This window comes from Paenibacillus sp. 1781tsa1, assembly GCF_024159265.1.
Lineage (GTDB): Bacteria > Bacillota > Bacilli > Paenibacillales > Paenibacillaceae > Paenibacillus.
Genome location: NZ_JAMYWY010000001.1, coordinates 1,511,937 through 1,535,301, shown reverse-complemented (window position 1 = coordinate 1,535,301; position 23,365 = coordinate 1,511,937). Strand labels below are relative to the sequence as shown.

22 protein-coding genes and 2 other annotated features are annotated in these 23,365 nt (G+C 48.5%); of the genes, 6 read left to right on the top strand and 16 right to left on the bottom strand.

Annotation, left to right across the window (positions count from 1 at the left end; translation table 11 throughout):
- Positions 1-4: 4 nt before the first annotated feature.
- The 7 genes from groL to NKT06_RS06685 all read right to left on the bottom strand — a co-directional run bounded on the left by groL (position 5) and on the right by NKT06_RS06685 (position 5,414).
- Positions 5-1,639: a chaperonin GroEL gene (groL, locus tag NKT06_RS06715; protein ID WP_094939589.1), complete on the bottom strand. Its 1,635-nt coding sequence runs from the start codon at positions 1,637-1,639 to the stop codon at positions 5-7.
- 73 nt (positions 1,640-1,712) lie between these two features.
- On the bottom strand, positions 1,713-1,994 hold the full coding sequence (gene groES, locus NKT06_RS06710; protein ID WP_153977313.1) for a co-chaperone GroES: 282 nt from the start codon (positions 1,992-1,994) through the stop codon (positions 1,713-1,715).
- Positions 1,995-2,472: 478 nt separating this feature from the next.
- Positions 2,473-3,255: a twin-arginine translocase subunit TatC gene (gene tatC / locus NKT06_RS06705; RefSeq protein ID WP_253431652.1), complete on the bottom strand. Its 783-nt coding sequence runs from the start codon at positions 3,253-3,255 to the stop codon at positions 2,473-2,475.
- A 78-nt stretch (positions 3,256-3,333) separates the two neighbouring features.
- Positions 3,334-3,582, bottom strand: coding sequence for a twin-arginine translocase TatA/TatE family subunit (gene tatA / locus NKT06_RS06700; RefSeq protein WP_036668966.1), 249 nt, complete (start codon positions 3,580-3,582; stop codon positions 3,334-3,336).
- A 151-nt stretch (positions 3,583-3,733) separates the two neighbouring features.
- Positions 3,734-4,219, bottom strand: coding sequence for a MogA/MoaB family molybdenum cofactor biosynthesis protein (locus NKT06_RS06695; protein ID WP_017690080.1), 486 nt, complete (start codon positions 4,217-4,219; stop codon positions 3,734-3,736).
- A gap of 37 nt (positions 4,220-4,256) precedes the next feature.
- A complete protein-coding gene (moaC, locus tag NKT06_RS06690) occupies positions 4,257-4,760 on the bottom strand; it encodes a cyclic pyranopterin monophosphate synthase MoaC (RefSeq protein ID WP_301289869.1) in 504 nt (167 codons plus the stop codon).
- A 15-nt stretch (positions 4,761-4,775) separates the two neighbouring features.
- Entirely contained in the window at positions 4,776-5,414 is a 639-nt protein-coding gene (locus NKT06_RS06685) for a 5-formyltetrahydrofolate cyclo-ligase (RefSeq protein ID WP_253431649.1), read from the bottom strand.
- Between the two features lie 278 nt (positions 5,415-5,692).
- Between NKT06_RS06685 and NKT06_RS06680 the strand changes: the two genes are divergently transcribed.
- Entirely contained in the window at positions 5,693-7,651 is a 1,959-nt protein-coding gene (locus NKT06_RS06680) for an ABC-F family ATP-binding cassette domain-containing protein (protein ID WP_253431645.1), read from the top strand.
- A 563-nt stretch (positions 7,652-8,214) separates the two neighbouring features.
- On the opposite strand, the gene NKT06_RS06675 is transcribed toward NKT06_RS06680, so the two are convergent.
- From NKT06_RS06675 to NKT06_RS06645, 7 genes are all read right to left on the bottom strand, one after another.
- The gene (locus NKT06_RS06675) at positions 8,215-9,771 is read right to left on the bottom strand and encodes a 2-isopropylmalate synthase (protein WP_253431642.1); all 1,557 of its coding nucleotides are present in this window, start codon (positions 9,769-9,771) and stop codon (positions 8,215-8,217) included.
- Positions 9,772-10,106: 335 nt separating this feature from the next.
- Positions 10,107-10,445, bottom strand: a binding site (T-box leader).
- Between the two features lie 67 nt (positions 10,446-10,512).
- Positions 10,513-10,870 (bottom strand) — a binding site (T-box leader).
- A 322-nt stretch (positions 10,871-11,192) separates the two neighbouring features.
- Positions 11,193-12,248 (bottom strand): tRNA (adenosine(37)-N6)-threonylcarbamoyltransferase complex transferase subunit TsaD, encoded by a 1,056-nt coding sequence (tsaD, locus tag NKT06_RS06670; RefSeq protein ID WP_253431638.1) that lies wholly within the window; start codon positions 12,246-12,248, stop codon positions 11,193-11,195.
- Positions 12,245-12,766, bottom strand: a complete 522-nt coding sequence (rimI, locus tag NKT06_RS06665; protein WP_237176573.1) for a ribosomal protein S18-alanine N-acetyltransferase — start codon at positions 12,764-12,766, stop codon at positions 12,245-12,247. The genes tsaD and rimI overlap by 4 nt, the downstream gene beginning before the upstream one ends.
- A gap of 197 nt (positions 12,767-12,963) precedes the next feature.
- Positions 12,964-13,812 carry a tRNA (adenosine(37)-N6)-threonylcarbamoyltransferase complex dimerization subunit type 1 TsaB gene (tsaB, locus tag NKT06_RS06660; protein WP_446723778.1) on the bottom strand — a complete coding sequence of 283 codons (849 nt, stop codon included), beginning with the start codon at positions 13,810-13,812 and terminating at the stop codon, positions 12,964-12,966.
- Between the two features lie 2 nt (positions 13,813-13,814).
- Positions 13,815-14,297: a tRNA (adenosine(37)-N6)-threonylcarbamoyltransferase complex ATPase subunit type 1 TsaE gene (gene tsaE, locus NKT06_RS06655; RefSeq protein WP_253431632.1), complete on the bottom strand. Its 483-nt coding sequence runs from the start codon at positions 14,295-14,297 to the stop codon at positions 13,815-13,817.
- A gap of 272 nt (positions 14,298-14,569) precedes the next feature.
- Positions 14,570-14,746: an H-type small acid-soluble spore protein gene (locus tag NKT06_RS06650; protein ID WP_026081228.1), complete on the bottom strand. Its 177-nt coding sequence runs from the start codon at positions 14,744-14,746 to the stop codon at positions 14,570-14,572.
- A gap of 4 nt (positions 14,747-14,750) precedes the next feature.
- Entirely contained in the window at positions 14,751-15,047 is a 297-nt protein-coding gene (locus NKT06_RS06645) for a hypothetical protein (protein WP_253431629.1), read from the bottom strand.
- A 226-nt stretch (positions 15,048-15,273) separates the two neighbouring features.
- Here NKT06_RS06645 and ku point away from each other — a divergent pair, with 226 nt between their 5' ends.
- The 5 genes from ku (at position 15,274) to ligD (ending at position 20,540) form a co-directional block, all read left to right on the top strand.
- Positions 15,274-16,185, top strand: a complete 912-nt coding sequence (gene ku, locus NKT06_RS06640; RefSeq protein WP_253431626.1) for a non-homologous end joining protein Ku — start codon at positions 15,274-15,276, stop codon at positions 16,183-16,185.
- 274 nt (positions 16,186-16,459) lie between these two features.
- Positions 16,460-17,329 carry a VOC family protein gene (locus NKT06_RS06635; RefSeq protein ID WP_253431622.1) on the top strand — a complete coding sequence of 290 codons (870 nt, stop codon included), beginning with the start codon at positions 16,460-16,462 and terminating at the stop codon, positions 17,327-17,329.
- 180 nt (positions 17,330-17,509) lie between these two features.
- A complete protein-coding gene (locus NKT06_RS06630; RefSeq protein ID WP_253431618.1) occupies positions 17,510-18,607 on the top strand; it encodes a GerAB/ArcD/ProY family transporter in 1,098 nt (365 codons plus the stop codon).
- Between the two features lie 52 nt (positions 18,608-18,659).
- On the top strand, positions 18,660-19,610 hold the full coding sequence (locus NKT06_RS06625) for an ATP-dependent DNA ligase (RefSeq protein WP_253431615.1): 951 nt from the start codon (positions 18,660-18,662) through the stop codon (positions 19,608-19,610).
- A gap of 39 nt (positions 19,611-19,649) precedes the next feature.
- Positions 19,650-20,540 carry a non-homologous end-joining DNA ligase gene (ligD, locus tag NKT06_RS06620; protein WP_253431612.1) on the top strand — a complete coding sequence of 297 codons (891 nt, stop codon included), beginning with the start codon at positions 19,650-19,652 and terminating at the stop codon, positions 20,538-20,540.
- Between the two features lie 55 nt (positions 20,541-20,595).
- Here ligD and NKT06_RS06615 read toward each other — a convergent pair whose 3' ends face one another.
- Positions 20,596-21,507, bottom strand: coding sequence for a YitT family protein (locus NKT06_RS06615; protein ID WP_253431608.1), 912 nt, complete (start codon positions 21,505-21,507; stop codon positions 20,596-20,598).
- A gap of 348 nt (positions 21,508-21,855) precedes the next feature.
- Positions 21,856-23,295, bottom strand: a complete 1,440-nt coding sequence (cls, locus tag NKT06_RS06610; protein WP_253431605.1) for a cardiolipin synthase — start codon at positions 23,293-23,295, stop codon at positions 21,856-21,858.
- Positions 23,296-23,365: the final 70 nt, after the last annotated feature.

Sequence of the window (23,365 nt, the reverse complement as noted above, 5' to 3'; positions counted from 1 at the left end):
TTTATTACATCATGCCGCCCATTCCACCCATACCGCCCATGTCAGGCATTCCGCCGCCAGCACCTGCTGGTTCTGGTTTGTCAGCGATAACCGCTTCAGTGGTCAGGAACATTGCTGCTACGGAAGCAGCGTTTTGCAATGCATAACGAGTTACTTTTGCAGGGTCAACGATACCTGCTTCGATCATGTTAACCCACTCGCCAGTCGCAGCGTTGAAGCCTACGCCAGTTTGTTCTTTTTTCAGACGTTCCACGATTACGGAACCTTCTTCGCCAGCGTTAGCTGCGATTGTACGGATTGGTGCTTCCAAAGCGCGCAGGACGATGTTTACGCCTGTTTGCTCGTCACCGGACAGGGCTACGCCTGCAACCGCGTTGTATACGTTCATGAGCGCTGTACCACCACCGGATACGATACCTTCTTCAACCGCAGCGCGAGTTGCGTTCAGGGCATCTTCGATGCGAAGTTTGCGTTCTTTCAATTCTGTTTCAGTAGCCGCACCGACTTTGATTACTGCTACACCGCCGGACAATTTAGCCAGACGCTCTTGCAGTTTCTCTTTGTCGAACTCGGAAGTTGTTTCTTCCAGTTGTGTACGGATTTGGCTAACACGTGCATCGATATCGGATTTGTTACCAGCACCGTCAACGATGATTGTGTTTTCTTTGGTTACACGGATTTGGCGAGCTGTACCCAGTTGTTCCACAACAGCGGATTTCAGGTCGAGACCCAGTTCTTCCGTGATCAATTGGCCACCAGTGAGGGCAGCGATATCTTGCAGCATTGCTTTACGACGGTCACCGAATCCTGGAGCTTTAACAGCTACAGCATTGAATGTACCACGCAATTTGTTCACAACCAGCATAGCCAGTGCTTCGCCTTCGATATCTTCAGCGATCAATACCAGCGGTTTGCCTTGTTGAACGATTTTCTCAAGCAATGGCAAGATGTCTTGCGTGCTGGAGATTTTTTTGTCTGTGATCAAGATGTACGGATTGTCCAAAACAGCTTCCATTTTGTCCGTGTCTGTGATCATGTAAGGAGAGATGTATCCACGGTCGAATTGCATACCTTCAACCACTTCAAGCTCCGTAGCGAATCCGCGGGATTCTTCTACAGTGATAACGCCGTCTTTACCTACTTTTTCCATAGCTTCAGCGATCAGTTCGCCTACTTCTTCGTCAGCTGCAGAGATTGCTGCAACTTGTGCGATAGATTGTTTGGTTTCAACCGGTTTGGAGATGGATTGCAATTCAGCAACCGCAGCTTTAACCGCTTTGTCGATCCCTTTACGGATACCGATTGGGCTAGCGCCTGCAGTTACGTTTTTCAGACCTTCTGTGATCAGCGCTTGCGCGAGTACAGTTGCTGTTGTAGTACCGTCACCGGCAACATCGTTGGTTTTAGTAGCTACTTCTTTAACCAGTTGTGCACCCATGTTCTCGAATGCATCTTCCAGTTCGATTTCTTTAGCAATCGTTACACCATCGTTAGTGATGAGTGGGCTTCCGAATTTTTTCTCCAGAACCACGTTACGGCCTTTAGGACCGAGTGTTACTTTTACTGCATTAGCCAATGCATCCACACCACGAAGCATGGAGCGACGAGCGTCTTCACTGAATTTAATGTCTTTAGCCATGTTAAGAAAACCTCCCTAGTTTTTGTTGGAAAATGGTCGTGCTATATGGTTCGGTTATCCGATTAAATTTGAATTAGTCGAGAATCGCGTGAATATCGCTTTCTTTCATAATCAAATATTCTTTACCTTCGAACTTGATTTCTGTACCGGCATATTTGGAGAAAATAACGCGATCTCCTTCTTTCACTTCCAGAGCCACACGTACGCCGTCTTTCAATGCTCCTGCGCCAACTGCAATGATTCTACCCTCTTGCGGTTTTTCTTTGGCGGAGTCCGGGAGTACGATCCCGAAAGAAGTTGTTTGCTCTTGCTCCAGTGGTTCTACCAATACGCGTTCACCTAAAGGTCTGATCATGAAAAATAGCCTCCTTTTGAAATTATATAACGTTACATTGTAGGTTGTAGCCATATGTATTAGCACTCGACAGTGTTCAGTGCTAACAACCAACTTTATGATACTCAACTTGAAGCATGATTTCAAGTCCTTTTGACGAATTCCTGCGAGAATTTACGTTGAATTTACACGAACATAGCCAAAGTACACCCGCTGTGCCTGGTTCTATGTGGAAATTCACTATTTTTATTCTACGAAATTCTTGAGCCCTTCTGCAACGTTAGCAGACAGTCCCTTTCCCATTGTATCCATTGTTGAACATAATATGCCTGCTTGTCCTGCCTAGCAGTGGAACAATCTACAACAATAGCCCGGAAAAGAACAGACCGTCTTCTCCGGGCATATTACAGTTACAGATCATCCTCATTCACACGCATACCCGTCATACACCAGCTATGAATGAGATATCCTGTGTTCCATTTTGATACCATCTTATGTTCTAACCCACATGTTTCTTATCCTCGGCACGAACGTAGCGGGATTCGATCTCTTCATCGGCCGCAAGCTGCTTGCGGTATACGATTGCGGATAATAACACACTGATCTCATATAACAGGAGCAAGGGAATCATCACCAGCAGATCAGATATGAAGTCTGGAGGTGTAATCACCACTGCAATGAAGATCAGGACAAAATAAGCAACTCTGCGCATCTTACGAAGGCGAATCGGATTCAGAATCCGCAGTCCTGTCAGAAACATAATAAGTAAAGGAAGTTCGAATAACAGGGACACAGGCAGCACAATGCCAAACAGGAAGCTGAAATACTGTTTCATCCCGTAGGTCTCCACAAGCCCCATCTTCTCCGTAATCGCTGTAGTGAAGGCGAGTGCCATCGGAAATATAACATAATACGAAAAAGCCATTCCTATAAGAAATAACAGAAATACATAGGGCACATACTTCAGCGTTGCTTTTCGTTCGCGTGGTTTTAGTCCCGGACTAACAAACTTCCAGATCTGATACACCGTAAACGGCAACGTAATGATAAGTGAAAACAAACCGGCAATCTTCATGTAAATGCCAATCCCGTCCCAGAACGAGAAGGCATGCAATACAAAACCTTTGGCCGACTCTGACTTGGTCAGATATTGGTATACCGGGTCCGCCACAAAAAATCCTGCAATCAGTCCCAGCACAAAAATACTTAATACGTAGATTAGCCGCTTTCGCAGCTCACTCAGATGTTCCGTAATCGACATTTCTTCCATTTGCTGCGTCATGCCTGCCCCCCATTATTGCCAGCTTAAAATACAAAACCCTTCCGGCAGGAAGGGATTTCTCTTTCATTGCCGTCAAGATTATTCCGGCAGGCGTTTATCAGCAGGCTTGTCTGCAGGTGTGCTCTCAGCCGCCAGCGGTTTCGCCTTCTCCTGCTCTTTGCGATTGGACGAGTCATCCTCAGAGATAATCTCGCGAGCGCCCTCTTTGAATTCACGGAAGGTACGCCCAACTGCACGTCCCAGTTCCGGAAGTTTGTTGGGTCCAAACAACAACAACGCAATCACGGCCAGCAAAATAAAACCAGTTGGTCCAATGGAACTAAACATTGATATTCCTCCTCGTCTCAAGCTTCAAAGATGCGCATACTCGGCCAGATGTTCATAGATGTCTCAACTGCGTTCTTGATTTACGCCCATCATACCATAGATGTAACCACTTACATAACCCGCAAAATTCACAAATAAGAGTTGTCCTCGATTATTGCTTGAACTGACCCGTAACCATCAGCAGCGCTTCTGGAAGCTGATCCATAATGGCAGCCAGATGTTCGTGTACACCCTTTGGTGTACCTGGGAGATTGACAATCAGCGTGCGTCCACGAATGCCACATACCCCACGGAACAGCATTGCAGAACGGTTTTTGCTCATTACACTGTACCGCATGGCCTCTGCCATTCCGGGAACTTCCCGTTCAATTACGCGCCGGGTCGCTTCCGGAGTAATATCACGAATGGCCAGCTCCGTGCCACCGGTCGTCAGCACCAGATCGGCGTGAAAATAATCCGTCATCTCAATCAAAGCCGCAATAATCTCATCGGGTTCATCCGGAACGATACGGTACTCCACGATTTGACCACCCAGCTCTTCTTCCACCAGCTCCCGAATGACTTGTGCACTCGTATCCTCACGTTCACCGCGGGCTCCTTTGTCACTGGCTGTCAGGATTGCTGTTCTCCACACCATAAAGATCACCCTTCTCCTCTATGAAAATAAATATTGCCTATCGGCTGTAATCACCGTTTTTGCCACCACTCTTGGAATTCAGCATGGTTGGACCGATAATCATATCTTTTTGCATGGCCTTGCACATGTCATAGACCGTCAGTGCTGCAGCCGAGGCAGCCGTGAGCGCCTCCATCTCAACACCCGTTTTGCCTTCGGTTTTGACAGTAACTTCAATGTGTAATTCATCCACTCCGTTATCATGAAACCGAATATCCACACCCGTCAGTGCCAGCGGATGGCACATCGGAATCCAGTCCGACGTTTTCTTCGCACCTTGAATCCCGGCAATCTGAGCCACAGCCAGAACATCACCTTTGCCGATTCGGCCCGCCCGAATCGCTTCCAGTGTATCTGGATTCATCGTCACCTTGGTTACGGCCACAGCCGTACGCACGGTAATTTCCTTACCCGAAATATCAACCATCCGGGCCCGCCCCTGTTCATTAAAATGGGTCAGTTTGCCACCCGAAGCCTGGCCGTTGTTCACTTCTGAACTCAATCACATCACAACCCTTTATTCGATATGTAATATACCTTCGGTTGTTATCAACAGATCCATCCGCAGATCGAGCAGGTCCATCGGGATCTCCTCTTGCAACTGACCCGGCAATACCATCGCAGCCATCAAAGGTTTCTTGCCCGTCATCACACATGTTGCTGCAAGCGTCTCGGCAAAACGATCATAATAACCGCCACCATAACCAATACGCCCTCCATGCAGATCATAACCAAGCCCCGGTACCAGTACGAGATCGATATCCGACCAATCTTCAGGATTGAGAACTTCACAGGAATCCTTGGGTTCCGGTATCCCCCATATGCCTGGCTCTAGATCCTGTTCTCCGGTCACTCGCCGTAGCTCCATTCGAGGTGGATTCGCCAACACTTTCGGTGCAAACATCACATCTCCATGTTTCCAGCCCTCTTGAAACAGAAAAGCTGTGGATGCTTCGCTTCCATAGGACAAATAACTGAATATGACGAGTGGTCTGTTCACGACCTTACTCTTGGCCTGTCTAAGGCGCTCCAGCTCCCGCTTCACTCCAGCGTTAATCTTAGTCATTGCCTGCTGACGCATGCTCTCATCCATCAGATCACGGCTCTGTCTCAGTCTGGATCGAAGCTGACTTTTCAGTTCCGCATGATCCTGCATATCCTTGAATAACCTCCTGTTGATAGGGAAGGTAAAAAAAGCTCTCATTAAAAACAATTTATATGTTATGACCAGTTGTCATCTTGTTGAAATGGTTAAAATGATTCATTTTCTGCAAAATCCTCATGTAATAACATGCCTTCTTTCAGTTTATCATTGATTGATCAAAAAGACTACATGCCCCATGCGTTCCCAATCGGTGCAATTGCTCTGTATTTCATGTAAACTGGGATATAGTTGTCATATCAAGAACTGGACCTATGGAGGAACTTAATTTTATGCTGCTGCAAGTATCCGGAATTATCAAACGTTTTGGTGTCGATCCAATCCTGGACGGCGTGAACTTACAAATATTAGAACGCGAGCGCATCGGCCTCGTTGGTGTAAACGGTGCAGGAAAATCCACTTTGCTTAAAATTGTAGCCGGTGAAATGTCCTATGACGGAGGACAGATTTTCAAATCCAAAGAAACCACGCTCGGTTACCTGGCTCAGAACAGCGGGCTGCAATCCGATCGCAGCATCTGGGAAGAAATGATGAACGTGTTCGCTCACCTGACACAGGCTGAAGCTGATTTGCGTCAGATGGAACGCGATATTGCCGACCCTGCCCAGATGGAAGACGAGAAAAAGTACGCGGACCTGCTGGAACGTTATGCGAAACGCTCCGACTGGTTCAAGGACCATGGCGGTTATGAGATGGAAACCCGCATTCGCAGCGTACTGCACGGGATGGGATTCGGCGAATTTTCGCCAGACACCCCCATTGCTACGCTGAGCGGCGGGCAGAAGACGCGCCTCGCGCTTGCTCGTATTTTGCTTCAGGCACCCGATCTGCTCATGCTGGACGAGCCTACCAACTATCTTGATATCGCCACCCTTACATGGTTGGAAGATTATCTGAGAGGGTATTCAGGCGCACTGCTCGTGGTATCCCATGACCGGTACTTCCTCGATCGGCTCGTAACGACCATCGTAGAGATCGAACGGCATCGCTCCAAAAAATATACGGGCAATTACAGCCGTTATATGGAACTCAAAGCTGCCGAATATGAGACTCAGATGAAGCAATATGAGAAACAACAGGGTGAAATCTCCAAGATGGAAGATTTTGTCCAGAAAAATATTGTACGTGCATCGACGACCAAACGGGCTCAAAGCCGCCGCAAGGCCCTCGACAAAATGGAGCGTCTTGATAAACCGATGGGAGATTTGAAAAAAGCCCACTTTTCCTTCGAAACAGCCGTTATGTCCGGCAAGGAAGTACTTCGTGTGGATCAGCTGTCCGTTGCTTATGACGAGGCTTCTCCATTGTTCCGCAATGTATCCTTCGATCTGCGACGCGGAGAAACCGTTGCTCTGATTGGACCAAACGGTATTGGTAAATCCACCATGCTGAAGTGTCTCACCGGAAGTTTACGTCCGGTATCCGGGGATATCCAATGGGGAACGAAAGTCCAGATTGGATATTATGATCAGGAACAGACGGGGCTCAATCCGTCTAACACGGTTCTGGAAGAACTGTGGAGTGCCTATCCCGGGATGGAAGAAGCACGCATTCGGACCGTACTCGGGAACTTTTTGTTCAGCGGTGACGATGTGCTCAAGAAAATCTCCTCCCTCAGCGGCGGTGAGAAAGCACGTGTCTCTCTCTCCAAGCTGATGCTGAAGGAAGCCAACATGCTCATTCTGGATGAGCCTACGAACCATCTCGACCTGTTTGCCAAAGAAGTGCTGGAAGCGGCGTTAATGGATTATGAAGGTACCCTGCTGTTCATTTCCCATGACCGATACTTCCTCAACAAAATGGCCGAGCGCATTGTCGAGCTTCATCCAGGTGGAACGGAACACTATCTTGGAAATTATGATGATTATGTGGAGAAGAAACAGGAGCTTGAGGACATCGCACGCGAAGCTGCTGAGGCACGTCAGGCATCATCCAAGAACTCGTCCAAATCCGATCTGAGTACAGCCACAACCGAAAAATCTGGAGCGGCTTCATTTGAAGCAGAAAAACAAGCAAAGCGTGAGGAGCGCAACCGACAACGCAAGCAGGAAGCTCTGGAACAACAGATTGCGGAACTGGAAACGAAGATTACAGAGCTTGAGGAGCAGATGGCTCTGCCTGAAATCTATCAGGATTATATGAAGCTGCAAGAACTCCAACAACAATCGGAGGAGCGGAAGGCAGAGCTCACCAAGGCATATGAGGACTGGGAAGAACTAGCTATGGAATAGTACGAACTCAGAACATGGCTTGATCACGTCCTTACAAGTATAGTTGTACCCCGGCTGATTCCTTATTGGAATCAGCTTTTTGTTTAAGTCGGGAGACATGTTTTGGCTTTTGTCAAATTCACTCGAATGAGAAGAAATATTTTTACATGCCCATCCCTCATACTTATCCACAGCAAAGCAAGATAGCAAGCACATTAATATGCTTAATTATACAGCGGTAGAATAGCCTTTTACACACAAAAACCATATTTATCCACTAAGTTATCCACGTTATCCACAACTTTGTGGATAGTAAGGAGTCGTTCTATCCCCTAAACCCTTTTCGTTTCGAAAACTATACTGGTTTGGCTTTATCCTAGTTACCCACAATTTTCACTGGATATGTGGATAACTATAGTCACACCTTGACAAATACACTTTCCCTCTCTTCATTATTCCTCCATAAAAAGACAAAAGCAGACCTCTGTCGTTCAAGGCCTGCCCGTTGTTTACTCACTTGATGCAATGTAGATCAAATCGCGATTGGTACCATACCGCTGCACATACGATCTGACCCAGATGATCTACGCGTGTGCTTGTTCATGATGTTCGGAAGGCTCCGCCTTCAGCCCAGCAGCATTGCAGGCCGCTACATAAGCCAAACCGGCAGCCATGACGATATCATTATGTGTTGCCGTTCCCCGGAACTCACGTCCTGCACGCTCCACAGTAACTACAGCCTCCGCGCTTGCACCCTCTCCCCCACTCAAGGCATGCATCTCCATATCGACAAATGCAATATCGTCGGAAATGCTCTGACCAATGGCACGAATGGTTGCATCCACGGGTCCCCCGCCAACGGCAGAATAGGACTGTTCTCCTGCACTTGTGCGAATACGAACTGCAGCCATTCGATCCGTCATGCTGCCCGCCGTCACCTGCAATTCAACCAGCTCATAATCCTGTGCAGGAATATTCATGGTTTGGCTAACCATCTGCAGCAACTGGTCGTCACTGACCACTTTTTGCTGGTCTGCGGTTTCTTTAAACACCTCATACAATTGCTCCATCTGTTGCTCATCCGGCTCAAAACCGTATTTGCGAACCCGATCCTTCAGGGCGTGACGACCGGAGTGTTTGCCCAGAATAATCATGCTGCGTGGGATACCCAGCGCCTCCGGGTCCATAATCTCATAAGTGCTCCGATTCTTCAGCAGACCATCCTGATGGATGCCGGATTCATGCTGGAATGCATTACGTCCCACCACCGGTTTGTTGTATGCAATCGGGAAGTGCATGGCACGGCTAATCTGACGAGAAGTCTCATACAGCTGGTTCAGCTTAATGTTGGTCGTTGCACCAATTGCATCTCCCCGGGTCTCCAGCGCCATAATCAGTTCTTCCAGTGCACAGTTCCCCGTCCGTTCTCCGATACCATTAATCGTCACTTCAATCTGGGAAGCCCCATTGGCAATTGCGGCCAAACTATTCGCTACGGCCAGGCCCAGATCATTGTGACAGTGTGCACTATAGCGAACCTGATCGCCGCCTCTTGCACCCTCACGTACACGGCGGAACATCTCGCCATACTCATGTGGCAGAGCATAACCGACCGTATCCGGCAGGTTGATAATACTTGCTCCAGCTTCAATAGCCACTTCAACCATTTCAATCAGATCGTCCATCTTGGTACGAGCCGCATCCATAGCAGTGAACTCTACGATGTCCGTGAACTGGCGTGCATACGATACCATCTCACGAGCGGTAGCCACCACTTCACTACGGGGACGACGCAGCTGATGCTCTATATGAATATCCGAGGAAGAAATAAACAGGTGAATTCGGCGCCGTGCTGCATCCGCTGTTGCTTGAACGGCCGCATCAATATCACCTTTGACCGCACGCGCAAATCCACAGATCTCTACGTTCTGCAATTGTCTCGAAATCGCCTGAACCGCCGCGAACTCACCTGGACTGGAGATCGGGAATCCAGGCTCAATGACGTCGATACCCAGAGAAGCCAGTTGGTGTGCCAGTTCGATCTTTTGCTCGGGTTGCAGACTCGCTCCCGGTGCCTGTTCTCCATCGCGCAGCGTTGTATCAAAAATTTCAATCATACGTTTGTTATTAATCGTTGTCATATTCATCAACCTCCATCAAATTTTATATTCATTTTTGTTACGATCCACGAGCCACAGAACACCCGCTGCTCGCCATCAATGTTGTTATATATTTTGTTAGTAAATGCGTATGTCGTTTGTAGCTTAGTCCTTGGAAATCAGTAAAGCCTGTTGCATGTTTAGTGCCTATACTTGATGTTACATGTTCATTGCTCGTTCGATGCATATCCTGCTTACCCTCATGACAGGGTGTACGTCGACTTACATCCTGTCCTTCTCACTTTTCAATCTCCATATGGTTCATTCCCATGCCCACCCTGCTGCCGGCAGCAAACACAAATAACCCGCCATCTCATATAAGAGACGGCGGGTTATTCTCCCCTCCGCGGTACCACTCTTGCTTGATGGGCCAGACTTATGCCGGACTCCATCCACCTCGTCGTCTCCAGAATCCGTTGGATGTGTGCGCACGTACGACATCACTGGAATTCGGAGAAACACCCTATAACGGGGGTTAACCGTTGCTGTGTAACACATGTCGTTGTCCATCAGGACAACTGGGCGATTGAAATCGTCCCCACGCTTCCACAGCTCCGTTCCCGGGCGAGATTCGAAGGATTCCAGCCACTGCGTCGCACCACCCCGCAGCTCTCTGAGCGCTTTATCGTTCTACTGCTCCCGTTCATCACATTTATAATATGACCTAATTTCATTCATCCTTATTTTAAAAATCAAAAAAAGCCTGCCACCTCATGCAATAATGCAAGAGACGACAGGCTGTTCACCTTCGCGGTACCACTCTTGTTGACTTCCTTCCTGTTCATTCAAGAGAACCCCTAGATGCTTTCGCACCTCCGGATCACTTGAAGCAGCCTGAAAGCCCCCTCAGTTATTGTCGGTAATCCTTGTAATAACGGTCCATCCGACAACGGCCCATTCACGGAGGCAACCCGTAACCATGTACTTTGGGCCATAATCGGCCTTCGGATTCTCCCGGGGAGTCACCGTGTTCCATCGTTCCGCTTCCAGGTGAGTTTCAGGTTTCCTTCGACTGCGTTGCACCAACCCGCAGCTCTCTAAACCGGGAATTGACCTTACTATTCCTGTTCATCGCGTTTATCCATTCAGGAAAATAACTTCCTGTTTAAATTTGTAACTAATATACATTCTTCACATGCAGGCTGTCAACTCTTAATCTCAAACAGCCTGTTTATATAAACTATAAGTGCGTGTTCAAAAAGATCGGTTTTCAGTACCGAGAAGATGGGATGAAGCTAGAAATGGAGTAGCGGAGCGTAGTCAAAACTACGTGAGCAACTACAATGTTTCCGAAGGAAACATACTTCGTAAGCCTCCCCCTTATTTCGGCTGAATTCCATCTTCGATGCTGATGATGCCGCTAGGCATCATTCGTAATCAAAAGCGGGCTTTTTGAACAACCTCTATAAGGACTGAACGGACCATGCTTCCAGGGAAAGCCCGGGATCAGCTTTGGCATCAAATTCAGAGATTTCTCCCCGCTGCCATTTCAGATACGCAGCCGCTCCAATCATGGCCGCATTATCCGTACAATACTCCATTGGCGGGATTAACAGCTCAAGCCCTTCCTTCGTGCATCGCTCCTGTAGTGCTGAACGCAATCCCCTGTTGGCGGCAACACCACCGCACAACAGCAATTGTTTTGAACCATACTCACGCACTGCTCTTACGGCTTTCTCCACCAGCACTTCTATGACAGCTTCCTGGAAACCACGTGCAACTGCAGACGGCTCCAAGGTTTCTCCGCGCATTTTAGCCTGATTGAGCGCATTCAGTACAGCAGACTTCAGACCACTGAGACTGAAATCATACGAACCTGCTTCCAGCCATACCCGTGGTAGTGGTACCACATCCTCCGCTTCAGACGCCATCCGGTCCACATGCGGACCTCCCGGATAAGGACAGCCCAATGCACGTGCTACTTTGTCATAGGCTTCGCCTACGGCATCATCTCGCGTACGACCAATCAACTTGAACTTGCCCTCGGATTCCATATGCACGAGTTCTGTATGTCCACCGGATACGACCAGTGCCATCGCCGGGTATTGCAGTTCATGGGTAAGTCGGTTGGCATAAATATGCCCGGCAATATGGTGTGTGCCAATGAGCGGTTTGCCCAGTGCCATTGCCAGCGTTTTGGCCGCAACGATTCCTACCAGCAATGCCCCAACCAGTCCCGGGCCTTGTGTCACAGCAATCGCACTCAGATCACGCGGACGAATGCCGGACTGCTCAATCGCCTGTTCCAGCATCAACGTAATGACTTCAACGTGTTTACGTGAAGCCACTTCAGGGACCACACCACCAAATGCCTTATGCGTCTCGATCTGACTTGAGATCAGATTGGACAGCACTTCCCGTCCGTCCTTAACTACAGCTACCGATGTTTCATCACAGCTTGTCTCCACCGCCAAAATGTAGGATGGTGCAGAATTTATTTTTTCATTGAGTTCGTTCATGAATCCAGTACGCTTCCTTCCTCTTCGCCGCTCCGGCCTGCAGACGGCAAGTTCGCCCACATAATCATCGCATCTTCCCCATTATCGGAGTAATACCCTTTACGAAGACCCGCCGATTCAAACCCTTTTTTCTGATATAAACGCTGAGCTATGCTGTTCGAAACTCTGACCTCCAGCGTCATTCGTTCCATCCCGAGATAAGCCGCTGTACTCATTAATTCATCCAGTAACTTTTCGCCAAGCTTGCGTCCACGATACGCGCCTCTGACTGCAATATTGGTAATATGGGCTTCATCCATAATCGTCCACATTCCGGCATAACCAATGGCTTTGCCTTCCAATTCCATCACCATATATTTAGCAAACTGATTGTGTGTCAATTCATTTTGAAATGCTTCTTCCGTCCAGGGCAGGGTAAAGGCCTCATGTTCAATCTCCATCACATCGGGAATATCCGCGAGTGTCATGAACCTGAACTGAAGCGATGCTTCCTGCTTATTATTCGCCACGTTGTCCATCTGCTTCCCCCCTTTAGTGCGTGTTCAAAAAGACCGGTTTTCAGTACCGAGAAGATGGGATGAAGCTAGAAATGGAGTAGCGGAGCGTAGTCAAAACTACGTGAGCAACGGACATTTCGGCTGAATTCCATATTCGATGCTGACGATGCCACCAGGCAACCTTCGTAATCAAAAGCGGACTTTTTGAACAACCTCTTTCAGCTTTTGCGCAGCAGATTGGCTTCCGCTTCAGACAGCTGGGTGTAGTTCGGCACCAGCGCATGCACGTCATCACGCTGACCTGCAAGCAGCGCGGCGGCGCCAAGGCGCCCAACCCAGCGGCCTTCCAGCTCATAAGGTACGAGCTGGAGCGCCGTTCCTGCGGGGCAGCGAAGCTCCGCCGCTGCCGCAGCATGAGGGCCCGTCTCGCCGACGAACCAGACGGCAGCGGGCCGCTCTTCCGGCGCCGCCTCCGCCATGCGGGCGGCGAGGGCTTCCAGCCATCCGTCCATCTTGCGGATGGCATCAGGCGCCAGACGCCGGGGCGCATCGCTCCCGGCGGAGGCAAACAGCGCGGTGCACGCTTGACCGCGCCGTGCATCCACAAGCGGAACGATCCAGTGGACGGGGGCAGCACCTGTGCTGCCCTGGTCCGCGGATGGCGTTCCGCCAGCCCCTGCTGCGGCATCGTCTGCCGCAGCTTCCGCCTTGGCGGCAAGGCCGCTGTGCCAGCCGCCCCAGGCGAGGGCCTGAAGGCTGGACACCCCGGCTACGGGGATGTCCCATGCCCAGGCCAGTGTCTTCGCAGCGGTCACCGCAATGCGGATGCCCGTGTACGAGCCTGGGCCAACGCCAACGGCAATACCGTCCAGTTGGCCAGGCTGTGTGCTGCTGGCAGCCAGCAGCTGCTCCATCACCGGTACAACATGTACCGAATGGTTGCGCTCAGCCCGTTCATTGCGTTCTTCCAGAAGCGCATGACCTTCCATCATCGCAGCTGCCATCACTGCGGTGGATGTATCCAACGCCAAAAACCGCTGACGCGGCTCTTTTTGTAAATCTTCCATCATCATTTGACCCCATTCTGTCTGAACTGTCGGCACATGGCTGCATAAGTCTCGCCGTACCCATCCAGTGTAATCGTTCGATCCTCCAGGCCCGTTGTTTCAATCTGCACATGCAAGTGCTCTTGCGGCAGCAATTCGGGAATGATACTCGACCACTCCACCAGACTGACTCCGGCTCCATAGAAATATTCATCAAGTCCAAGCTCATCCGCTTCTTCCAGCGATATGCGATATACATCCATGTGATATAAAGGCAAACGCCCTTCGTACTCCTTGATTAACGTGAATGTGGGACTGCTCACCACATCACGTACACCCAAATGCCAGGCAAATTTCTGTGAAAATGCCGTTTTACCCGCGCCCAGATCACCATCCAAAGCAATCACCATGCCGGCGTTTGCCTGTCTGGCGAGTGCGGAAGCGAGTGCTTCTGTATCTGCAATGCCATGGGATGGAAACACCCACTGCTCGTGCGTCTGATTCAATATTCGCCCCACCTTTGGCGGTCTAGCCGCCTGAGTTCACTTTGAACCTTATTATATCGGTCCCTTTCTTCCCCCGCAACATCCAAGGAGGACAGCGAAAATATAAACGCGCATGATTAGACGTGTCTTAAAACTCACTTCCTCGAAGTTTCAGTAACCCAAACCCACCAGGAAAAACCAAAAACCGGCACCTCCCGGTACCGGCCGTGCTATGCATATATTTCAGCTTTTATTCATTCTCGAATTCCTCAATAACAATATGCTGCTTGTACCTACTCCTCCAAGCGATCCACACGTACCGTCTGGGTATTTCCCGGTCTGCTGCCAACCTGAACGGTCGCCATGCCATTGGCTTCATCCACGTTCTCGATCCAGACCGGATCTCCTTCCAGCGTAACGGCAATCGTATCCTTGGAATCATATATCGCTTTGGCGCGCTTTGCATCCATCATCTTATTCATACTCCCCTTCCGGATCCTCATGTGATTCTCGAACCATGCTATCTGTTGTACTTTCACCAATATAACCGTTATCGTCCGTAACTTGTCCCCCGCCTAACCCTTCATTCACCATCCGGTCAATGTCGAGCATGAACGACTCCCGATCAAGGGGCAGTTCTTCTGAGGTTACCGCTTCCCAATTCACAGCTGTAGCGGGTGTATAGAATTCTTCTGCGCTTTCGGCTTCCGCAAGAGGATACGGAGAAAATGCGTGCTTGTGTGCTTCCTCTTCATCCCGTCTGTTCTTCATTTCAGCACCTCCCAGCTTAATCATTGTGAGATCACTTCTGTTATCATCCCCGAGTCTCGTCGAACCATACGAATTCGTTCGTCCATAAGACGATTATCCCTTGCGCCATATGCCCATACTATTGAATATAAATCCGTGTTCAAAAAATCCGGTTTTCAGTAACGGACATTCGGCTGACGTAATCAAAAGCGGAATTTTTGAACACCCTTTCGAAAGGAGCCGACCTATGCATACCGTCTGGAAAGGTGCAATCAGTTTTGGCCTTGTTCATGTCCCTGTCAAAATGTTCTCGGCTACCGAAGACAAAGACATCTCCATGCGCTATATCCATAAAGTCTGCGGCAGCCCGCTCGCTTATGTTCGTCAATGTCCATCCTGTGAAGTGGACGTCAAATGGGAAGAGATCACCAAAGGCTATGAATATGAAAAAGGAAAGTTCGTACTCTTCGAGAAAGATGAATTAGAAGCGTTAAATGATTCCACCAACAAAACCATCACCATACTGGATTTTGTCGACTTAACTGAGATTGACCCGATTTATTTTCAGAAAACATATTACCTTTCGCCCGATCAGGCTGGGGGAAATGCCTATCAGCTGTTGATGAACGCGATGCGGGATACCGGCAAAATTGGCATCGCCAAAATCTCCATCCGCTCCAAAAGCAGCCTGGCTGCGATACGTGTGTTGGAAGATTGCCTCTCCATGGAGACGATTTTCTATCCGGACGAGATTCGTCCTGTCTCCCAGGTGCCCAACTTGCCAGAAGTGCAAAACGTGAATGAGAAGGAACTCACGATGGCAAAGCTCTTGATTGACCAATTGTCCACGCCTTTTGAACCCGGTAAATACACCGATGACTATCGCAACAAACTGCTGGATCTTATCCAGCACAAAGTGGCAGGCGAGGAAATCAAGATTGCTCCAGCCAAACCTGAAGCCAATGTGATGGATTTGATGGCTGCCTTGCAGGCAAGCATTGAGGCCGTAAAACCTATTCCGGCTGATCCTGGGACAACAACGGCCAAACCGAAGAAACGCGCACCGCGAAAAACGTCCGCTCAAGCGGTTGCCGGAGGAGAATCCGATACACCTGCACCGACCAAAAGAAAAAAGGCGGCACCCAAACCAAAAGTTTGAATGTTGCTAAGGCAGGATCGTATTCCGTTATCTGCTCATGTAATGATGTTTACTCCGATCCGGCTTCACAGTCGGATTTTTTTGTTTTTGTAAAATGCGATTGACGAAAGTTGATTTATATTTTATATTAACTTATGAAAAGTAACTTATTTATGAATATACAGTCAGTCACTCTGTAATTCTGCTTCAGAGCATGCAATTTAATAATCCGTTTTCAACGCATATACACATTCAAACGAGAACCCATATTATCTATTATCAGGAGGAAACGATCATGAATACAACGTATCAAATCCCTGCCACAACCCATCTGGGTGAAGTGAGTCTCCGAATTATGAACCTGGACCGTTCAATTAAGTTCTATACCGATGTGGTTGGATTGAAATTACTGGAGCGTAGTGGCAAAGTTGCAACGTTGACAGCCGACGGAAAACAGTCCCTGCTGCGATTGGAAGAGCTCACGGATGGAATTACCCTACCGGAACGCTCACACGCTGGCTTGTATCATTTCGCCATCCTGCTGCCTGACCGTAAGTCCCTAGGTATTGCTCTTCGTAATCTGGCTGCATCCGGTATCGGTATCGGCCAAGGCGATCACTTGGTCAGCGAAGCCTTCTATATCTCCGATCCCGATCAGAACGGGATTGAGATCTATGCTGACCGTGCACGTGATACCTGGAAACGGGATAGCGACAATAACTACGTGATGGCAAGTGATCCGGTTGATGTGGAAAGCCTGTTTGCCCTATCGGAGAATGAACCTTGGCAGGGTCTGCCTGCTGGTACAGTTATCGGTCACGTACATTTCCACGTCCGCAGCCTGGAAGAATCCCGCAACTTCTACACCGGCATACTCGGTTTTGACATCGTAGGTAACTTCGCCAAGATGTCAGCACTATTTGTATCCGCAGGCGGCTATCATCATCATCTGGGACTCAATATCTGGGCAGGAGTGAATGCACCTGTCAATCCGGATAATGCTACAGGAATTGATTATTTCACCATCGTGTACGCCACAAAGGAACAATTGGAACAGGCACTTGAACAATTGCGTCAATCCGGTACAGTCGTTACACAAGTCGAGGACACTTGGTTTACGGTAGACCCACAGAATATTCGTATACGTCTGACAACCGCGAACTGATTTTATGTAGCGTTACAATCCAACCTGTTTGCCTAACCACATGTTATTAGCCCGAGTAACCGATTTCTCTACATCACAGAGAGATCGGCTGCACGGGCTTTTTGAGTTGGCTTTTATAAAACTGGAACAATTGGTGCATTCTAACCAATACATAGACAAGATATGTTAAGGAGATACCTCATGATCGAAAAGGGACGTTTGACTGTTAGGCAGCTGGCTTCACTCATGTTCCTGTGCACCATTGGGGAGCAAATTCTGGTCTTCCCTTCCATGATCACATCCTACGCTCATCAGGATGCCTGGTTATCAGCCTTGTTGGGAGTCGCAGGGGGGCTTGGCATACTCTTCATTATGCTTATTGCCTACAAACTGCATCCCCGGTTGAATTTGATTCAAAATGCCCTTCAAACATTGGGACCCTGGATCGGGACCTTGTTTGGTTCATTTTATATTTTTTATTTCCTGATCAGCACCTCAACGTTCATTAGGGAAATTGGCGACTTTATGTCTACCCAGATCTTGCCGGAATCTCCATTACTGATTCTGCATTTAGTTTTCATCTGTGCGCTTGTCTGGGGGCTTCTTTCGGGTCTGGAGAGCATAGGCAGAAGTGCTGAAGTCTTTCTTCCTCTAATCGTGTTGTTTTTGCTTATTCTGACGGGTTGTCTAATCCCCCATATAAAAGTAGCTAACATTCAACCTGTGCTAGCGCAGGGTTTTCTCGATCCGCTAAAGGGTTTTTTCGCTGTACTCACATATCCCTACTGTGAACTATGTATCTTCATGATGCTCTTTCCCTACACAAAAAATGAGCCCCATCTGGAGAAGGACATTCTGTTAGCAGGGATGATTGGCGGATTGTTACTCACACTGACGCTGAGCATGTGTCTGCTCGTTATGGGACCCTGGATGACACAGCATCACTGGTTCGCTTCATTCAACCTTTCACAGAAGATCAATATCGGAAACTTTATGCAACGCATCGAAGCGTTCATGGCATCGGTCTGGCTTATCGCTGTTTTCTTCAAAGCCGCCCTGTTCTTCTATAGTTTTGTCCTGGGTCTCGCTAACCTGTGTCGCTTGTCCAGTCACCGTTCTCTGATCCTGCCGGGTTCCATGCTTATTCTCGCCATGTCTATTCTAATCGCTCCGAATGAGACCTTTTATCTCAAGGTCATCATCCCCTATTGGATTGATTGGGATCTGACCTGCGGCATAGCGCTTCCGTTATTGCTCATCCTGGTGCATCATATGAAGTCCCACTTTCAAAAAATATAACAAAATTCCGAATTAACCTGCGCCGACGGGTTAGAGCGAGGAAGGAGTTCCCATGTTCAAACCGCTGATTCCGTTCGAACCCATCTCCAAGGATACCTTGCCCACAGGACCGCAATGGATTGCCCAGGTCAAGTGGGATGGAGTCCGTATGCTTGCCTATGAGGACGGGCATGAGCTGCGCCTGGTGAATCGCAGATTACATGATCGAACTGCGCAGTATCCCGAGTTGGTGACACCACGCAATTTATGCTCAGGCTCCTCCTATATCTTGGATGGAGAAGTTATTGCTCTGGACCCCGACACCGGAAAACCTTCGTTTTATCACGTTCTGCGGCGGGATCGCATGAGCAGACCCGAAGGCATCGCCCAAGCCATACATCAGATTCCGGTCACGTATATGGTATTTGATATCCTGTTCTATGAAGGGAAATGGGTGACGGATCAGCCTTTGGCAGATCGACAGCGCCTGTTACACGAGGTTCTTAACACCGCTCCCCATGTTCAGGAGGTCACCAATACACTTGATGCCGCATCCCTGCTTACGGTGATGAGACAGCATCAGATGGAAGGCATCGTCTGCAAAGATCTCACCAGCACTTATGGCATACAGGGTAAGGACCAGCGCTGGCAGAAGGTCAAAATCATGCATGATGTATATGCCATGATCGGGGGAGTCACGTACCGGAGCGGTATTGTGAACGCCGTCGCGATCGGAGTATATGATGGGCCTAAATTTGTCTATATTGGTCATGTCGGGACTGGCAAGCTGAACTCCAATACTTGGCGTGAACTCACCCATCAAGTTGAGCCTCTGATTAGGCAGGACCGACCGTTCCATAATGTACCCGAACGCAGTGCGGAAACCACCTGGGTGGAACCACGAATAGGTGTCAAAGTGCAATATATGGAACTGACGCATCATCACACACTACGCCATCCCAGTATTCAGACCTTCGCAGAGGTAACCCGTGAGGATTGCCTGGCGAATCAGCTTCTTCAATGAATGAGTTCGTATATAGATTACGCATAGGAGGTGTTCGGTATGGCCCCTAAGATCCAAGGAACCATCATAATAGATGGCACAGAGCTAACCGTTACGAACCCGGACAAGCTGTTATGGCCGGAAGCGGGTGTCACCAAAGCAATCTATCTGCAAAAGCTGGCTGCTCTAGCTCCATATCTGCTCACATATACAAGCAATCGACTACTAACCACCATTAGGTACCCCCATGGAGCTGGAGGGACATTTTTCTACCAAAAGAATGCTCCTGAACCTGTCCCGGATTATGTACGGACTGAAGTTCACGATGGCATCCGTTATGTCGTGATGAATGGACTCCCGGAATTGTTGTGGCTTGGCAACCTGGCGGCACTTGAATTCCATCCTTCTCTTCATGCTGTGGGAAGCCTGCTGCCCTGTGAATGGATGATTGATCTGGACCCCTCTCAGGAACATGAGCCACGAATCATGCAGGCTGCACTCATCGTTGGAGAGACCCTGACTTCGCTTGGTCTGAAATCCATCCCCAAAACTTCAGGAGCAACCGGAGTTCAGATTATAGTTCCTATTGTGCAAGGTGTTACCTTTGATGAGCTGCGGGATATCGGTTATTTTGTTGGCAAATATGTCACTCAGAAGCACCCCGATCTGTTCACACTGGAACGACTCAAAAAGGACCGTGGAGACCGCATATATTTTGACTACCTCCAGCATTATGGTGGCAAGACCCTTGCGGCCCCCTATACACCTCGTGCCAAATCAGGAGCCACCGTTTCTACTCCACTTACCTGGGATGAGGTTCGAAACAACGTCTCCATCCAGGATTACCATCTGATGAACATTGTTGAACGCCTGAATGATACCGGAGATTTAATTGCAGCCGTCGAGCCACAACCGGTTGAACTCATTCTCAAGCATTTGAAGAAAAAATAGCCGACCCCCTTATCACAAGGGAGTCGGCTATTTTCATATATGCGTGGATAAATCGCTAATGGATACCTTTTTTCTTGAAACGTCCGCCCTTCACGTCGTGAATGTTACCGATCGCCACAAAGGCTTGCGGGTCCCAATCTTCAACGATGGACTTGAGCTTGGCTTCTTCCAAACGGGTGATTACAACGAAAATAATCTTCTTCTCATCCCCGCTGAATCCGCCCTCTCCATCCAGGAAAGTCACACCCCGACCGAGACGGTCTGTCAGGGCTGAACCGATATCACGATACTTCTCACTGATGATCCATACCGATTTGGACTGGTCCAGTCCTTCATTCACGATATCAATCATCTTCATCGCAATATAATATGCAATCATGGAATACAGGGCATTCGGCCAACCGAATACAAATCCTGCGCCTGCGAAAATAAATACGTTAATGAATAATACGATCTGTCCTACAGATAACGGTGACTTCTCACTAAGCAGGATGGCCACGATCTCCGTACCGTCCAGTGAACCACCAGACCGAATGACGAGTCCAACACCCACACCCAGGATCAATCCGCCAAAAACAGCTCCCAGCAAAGGCTCACCCGGTGTTAATGCAGGAACATGGTGCAATAATGACGTCCCGATGGACATGACCACGATTCCCAGTAGCGTGGATAATGCAAATGTTTTACCAATCTGCTTGTAACCCAGAATCAGGAAAGGCAAGTTGAGCAAGGTCAGGAATACGCCTAGTGGCAGATGTGTAAGTTCTGACACCATAATTGAAATCCCCGTAATTCCACCATCAATAACGCCATTCGGTACGAGAAACACTTCAAGCGACACAGCCATCAGTGCAGCACCGATCAGAATCATCACAATACGTTGCAGCAGCTTTAATGTAAACACCGAGCTTTTGACCCCGCGGTCAGCTGGCTTGGCTGTTAGTTCTTTAACCGTTACATTGGACATGGTATCCCCCCCGTTAAATCAGTGTGTGAATCCATTTTATAAATCATTTAAATACTCAGGGTGAATCGACATATAGAAAACAGCAAATGCGTTCTACATGTACCCCGGCTATACAAGCACAAGCATCTAAAGGCGATATAAAATGGATTCAAAATGGTCTTTATCCCGGTTTGTACTTTCAAAAGAGAGCAAAAGGGAGCCTGTTTTCTCGCAGACTCCCCTCCTTCGCCAAGACATGATTTATATATCTATTATATCATAAAAGATCAAATTTGCGCAAAATACTCAGCAAAAAGAAGATAAATTCACAAAAAGTGAACTTATCTTCAGAAATCTGTCCTAAATCGGCTAAAGAAGCGGAGAAAGCATCCGAGAAAGCATTTCTGCGCCTTTTTGCCCCCTTGAACGCTTCTGAAATACCTTCCCATCGATCTGACTGCATTCCCCGAGATCACGTTCAAAGTCAGTAATCAAACGATGGATCGCAGAGGACTCAAACAGGACGGCCGTCAACTCGAAATTGCAGAAAAAACTGCGCATATCCATGTTGGCTGTTCCGACTGTAGCGAGCAGCTCATCTACAATCATCACTTTGGCATGTACAAACCCTTTACGATATTGGAAAAACTGCACACCTGCTCGCAACAGTTCCTCCACATATGAAAGTGACGCCAGGTGCACGAGTACTGAATCGGATTGATACGGAATGATAATTCTCACATCAACGCCACTGACTGCAGCTGTTTTGAGCGCCTCATATAGTGCAGGATCAGGTATAAAATAAGGTGTGGTAATGTAGATCCGGTCACAGGCTACCGAAATGGCCCCAAAACACATCTCCTGAATCGCATCCCAGTCCTGATCCGGTCCACTAGCCAATATCTGAATTCGCTCTTCCCCGCTACAGATATGCGGAGGAAATAATTCTGCAAGCTGGGGTTCGGTAATTCGCTCACCAGCAGCCAGTTTCCAGTCGTTAAGGAACGTACTTTGCAAAAAGTATACAGCGTCTCCCTCAATCTGCACATGTGTATCCCTCCAGAAACCCACCTCTGGATATTGTCCAAGATAATCATCACCTACATTAATGCCGCCCACAAAGCCAACTTGTCCATCCACAACAACAATTTTGCGGTGATTCCGGTAGTTTACTCTGCGGTCAATTGTAGCGATCAGCGGTGGGAGAAAATAATGGAATTCCACACCGGCATCCTGAAGTTTGCGGATAAAGCTTCCACTCATCTTGTGGCTGCCGAGACCGTCGCAGATAAACCGAACTTTCACACCCTCTTGCGCCTTACGAATCATGACGTCCTGAAATTTGGTACTGATGACATCATCACGAAAAATGTAAAATTCCACATGCAGATGGTGTTTTGCTTTTTCCATTTCTCTCAACATTGCCGCAAATGCCTCTTCACCATTGGTGAGTACCGTACTGTGGTTACAACCCGTGATCGGGCTCTCCGACAGATGGGTTAACAGGTTAAACAATCGATGCTGATGGCTGAAACGATCGCCAGGCATCTGTTCGACATCTCCAATGATGTGGGCTTGTGTCCAGATCGTTTCCTTCATTTCACGGAAAATTCTCGATCCACCCTTGCGGAGTTTTTTTCGTTTGTTATAATCCTGCGCCACGAAATAATACACGACAAAACCGATCAAAGGCACGCAGAACAAAATAAACAGCCAAGCCACAGCTTTAGCCGGATTCCGAAATTCCAGCAAAAGAATCGTGGCGGCCTGAAAAATAAATACGACTAATATAATGACCAGCCAGAACATTCGGCTTCCTCCTTAGGTGGCAAGCTTCATGACCTTGCCGTTCTCTCACTTACACAGCTTTGACGATTAT

What these genes read in the sequence shown, in the direction of transcription:
- NKT06_RS06630 (WP_253431618.1), top strand. Translation starts at nt 17,510, where the DNA reads ATGATCGAAAAGGGACGTTTGACTGTTAGGCAGCTGGCTTCACTCATG.
- ku (WP_253431626.1), top strand. Translation starts at nt 15,274, where the DNA reads ATGCATACCGTCTGGAAAGGTGCAATCAGTTTTGGCCTTGTTCATGTC.
- cls (WP_253431605.1), bottom strand. Translation starts at nt 23,295, where the DNA reads ATGTTCTGGCTGGTCATTATATTAGTCGTATTTATTTTTCAGGCCGCC.
- groL (WP_094939589.1), bottom strand. Translation starts at nt 1,639, where the DNA reads ATGGCTAAAGACATTAAATTCAGTGAAGACGCTCGTCGCTCCATGCTT.
- NKT06_RS06645 (WP_253431629.1), bottom strand. Translation starts at nt 15,047, where the DNA reads ATGAAGAACAGACGGGATGAAGAGGAAGCACACAAGCACGCATTTTCT.
- groES (WP_153977313.1), bottom strand. Translation starts at nt 1,994, where the DNA reads ATGATCAGACCTTTAGGTGAACGCGTATTGGTAGAACCACTGGAGCAA.
- ligD (WP_253431612.1), top strand. Translation starts at nt 19,650, where the DNA reads ATGGCCCCTAAGATCCAAGGAACCATCATAATAGATGGCACAGAGCTA.
- NKT06_RS06650 (WP_026081228.1), bottom strand. Translation starts at nt 14,746, where the DNA reads ATGGATGCAAAGCGCGCCAAAGCGATATATGATTCCAAGGATACGATT.
- NKT06_RS06685 (WP_253431649.1), bottom strand. Translation starts at nt 5,414, where the DNA reads ATGCAGGATCATGCGGAACTGAAAAGTCAGCTTCGATCCAGACTGAGA.
- NKT06_RS06675 (WP_253431642.1), bottom strand. Translation starts at nt 9,771, where the DNA reads ATGACAACGATTAATAACAAACGTATGATTGAAATTTTTGATACAACG.
- NKT06_RS06680 (WP_253431645.1), top strand. Translation starts at nt 5,693, where the DNA reads ATGCTGCTGCAAGTATCCGGAATTATCAAACGTTTTGGTGTCGATCCA.
- NKT06_RS06625 (WP_253431615.1), top strand. Translation starts at nt 18,660, where the DNA reads ATGTTCAAACCGCTGATTCCGTTCGAACCCATCTCCAAGGATACCTTG.
- NKT06_RS06695 (WP_017690080.1), bottom strand. Translation starts at nt 4,219, where the DNA reads ATGGTGTGGAGAACAGCAATCCTGACAGCCAGTGACAAAGGAGCCCGC.
- tsaD (WP_253431638.1), bottom strand. Translation starts at nt 12,248, where the DNA reads ATGAACGAACTCAATGAAAAAATAAATTCTGCACCATCCTACATTTTG.
- NKT06_RS06635 (WP_253431622.1), top strand. Translation starts at nt 16,460, where the DNA reads ATGAATACAACGTATCAAATCCCTGCCACAACCCATCTGGGTGAAGTG.
- rimI (WP_237176573.1), bottom strand. Translation starts at nt 12,766, where the DNA reads ATGGACAACGTGGCGAATAATAAGCAGGAAGCATCGCTTCAGTTCAGG.
- tatA (WP_036668966.1), bottom strand. Translation starts at nt 3,582, where the DNA reads ATGTTTAGTTCCATTGGACCAACTGGTTTTATTTTGCTGGCCGTGATT.
- tsaB (WP_446723778.1), bottom strand. Translation starts at nt 13,812, where the DNA reads ATGGAAGATTTACAAAAAGAGCCGCGTCAGCGGTTTTTGGCGTTGGAT.
- tatC (WP_253431652.1), bottom strand. Translation starts at nt 3,255, where the DNA reads ATGACGCAGCAAATGGAAGAAATGTCGATTACGGAACATCTGAGTGAG.
- NKT06_RS06615 (WP_253431608.1), bottom strand. Translation starts at nt 21,507, where the DNA reads ATGTCCAATGTAACGGTTAAAGAACTAACAGCCAAGCCAGCTGACCGC.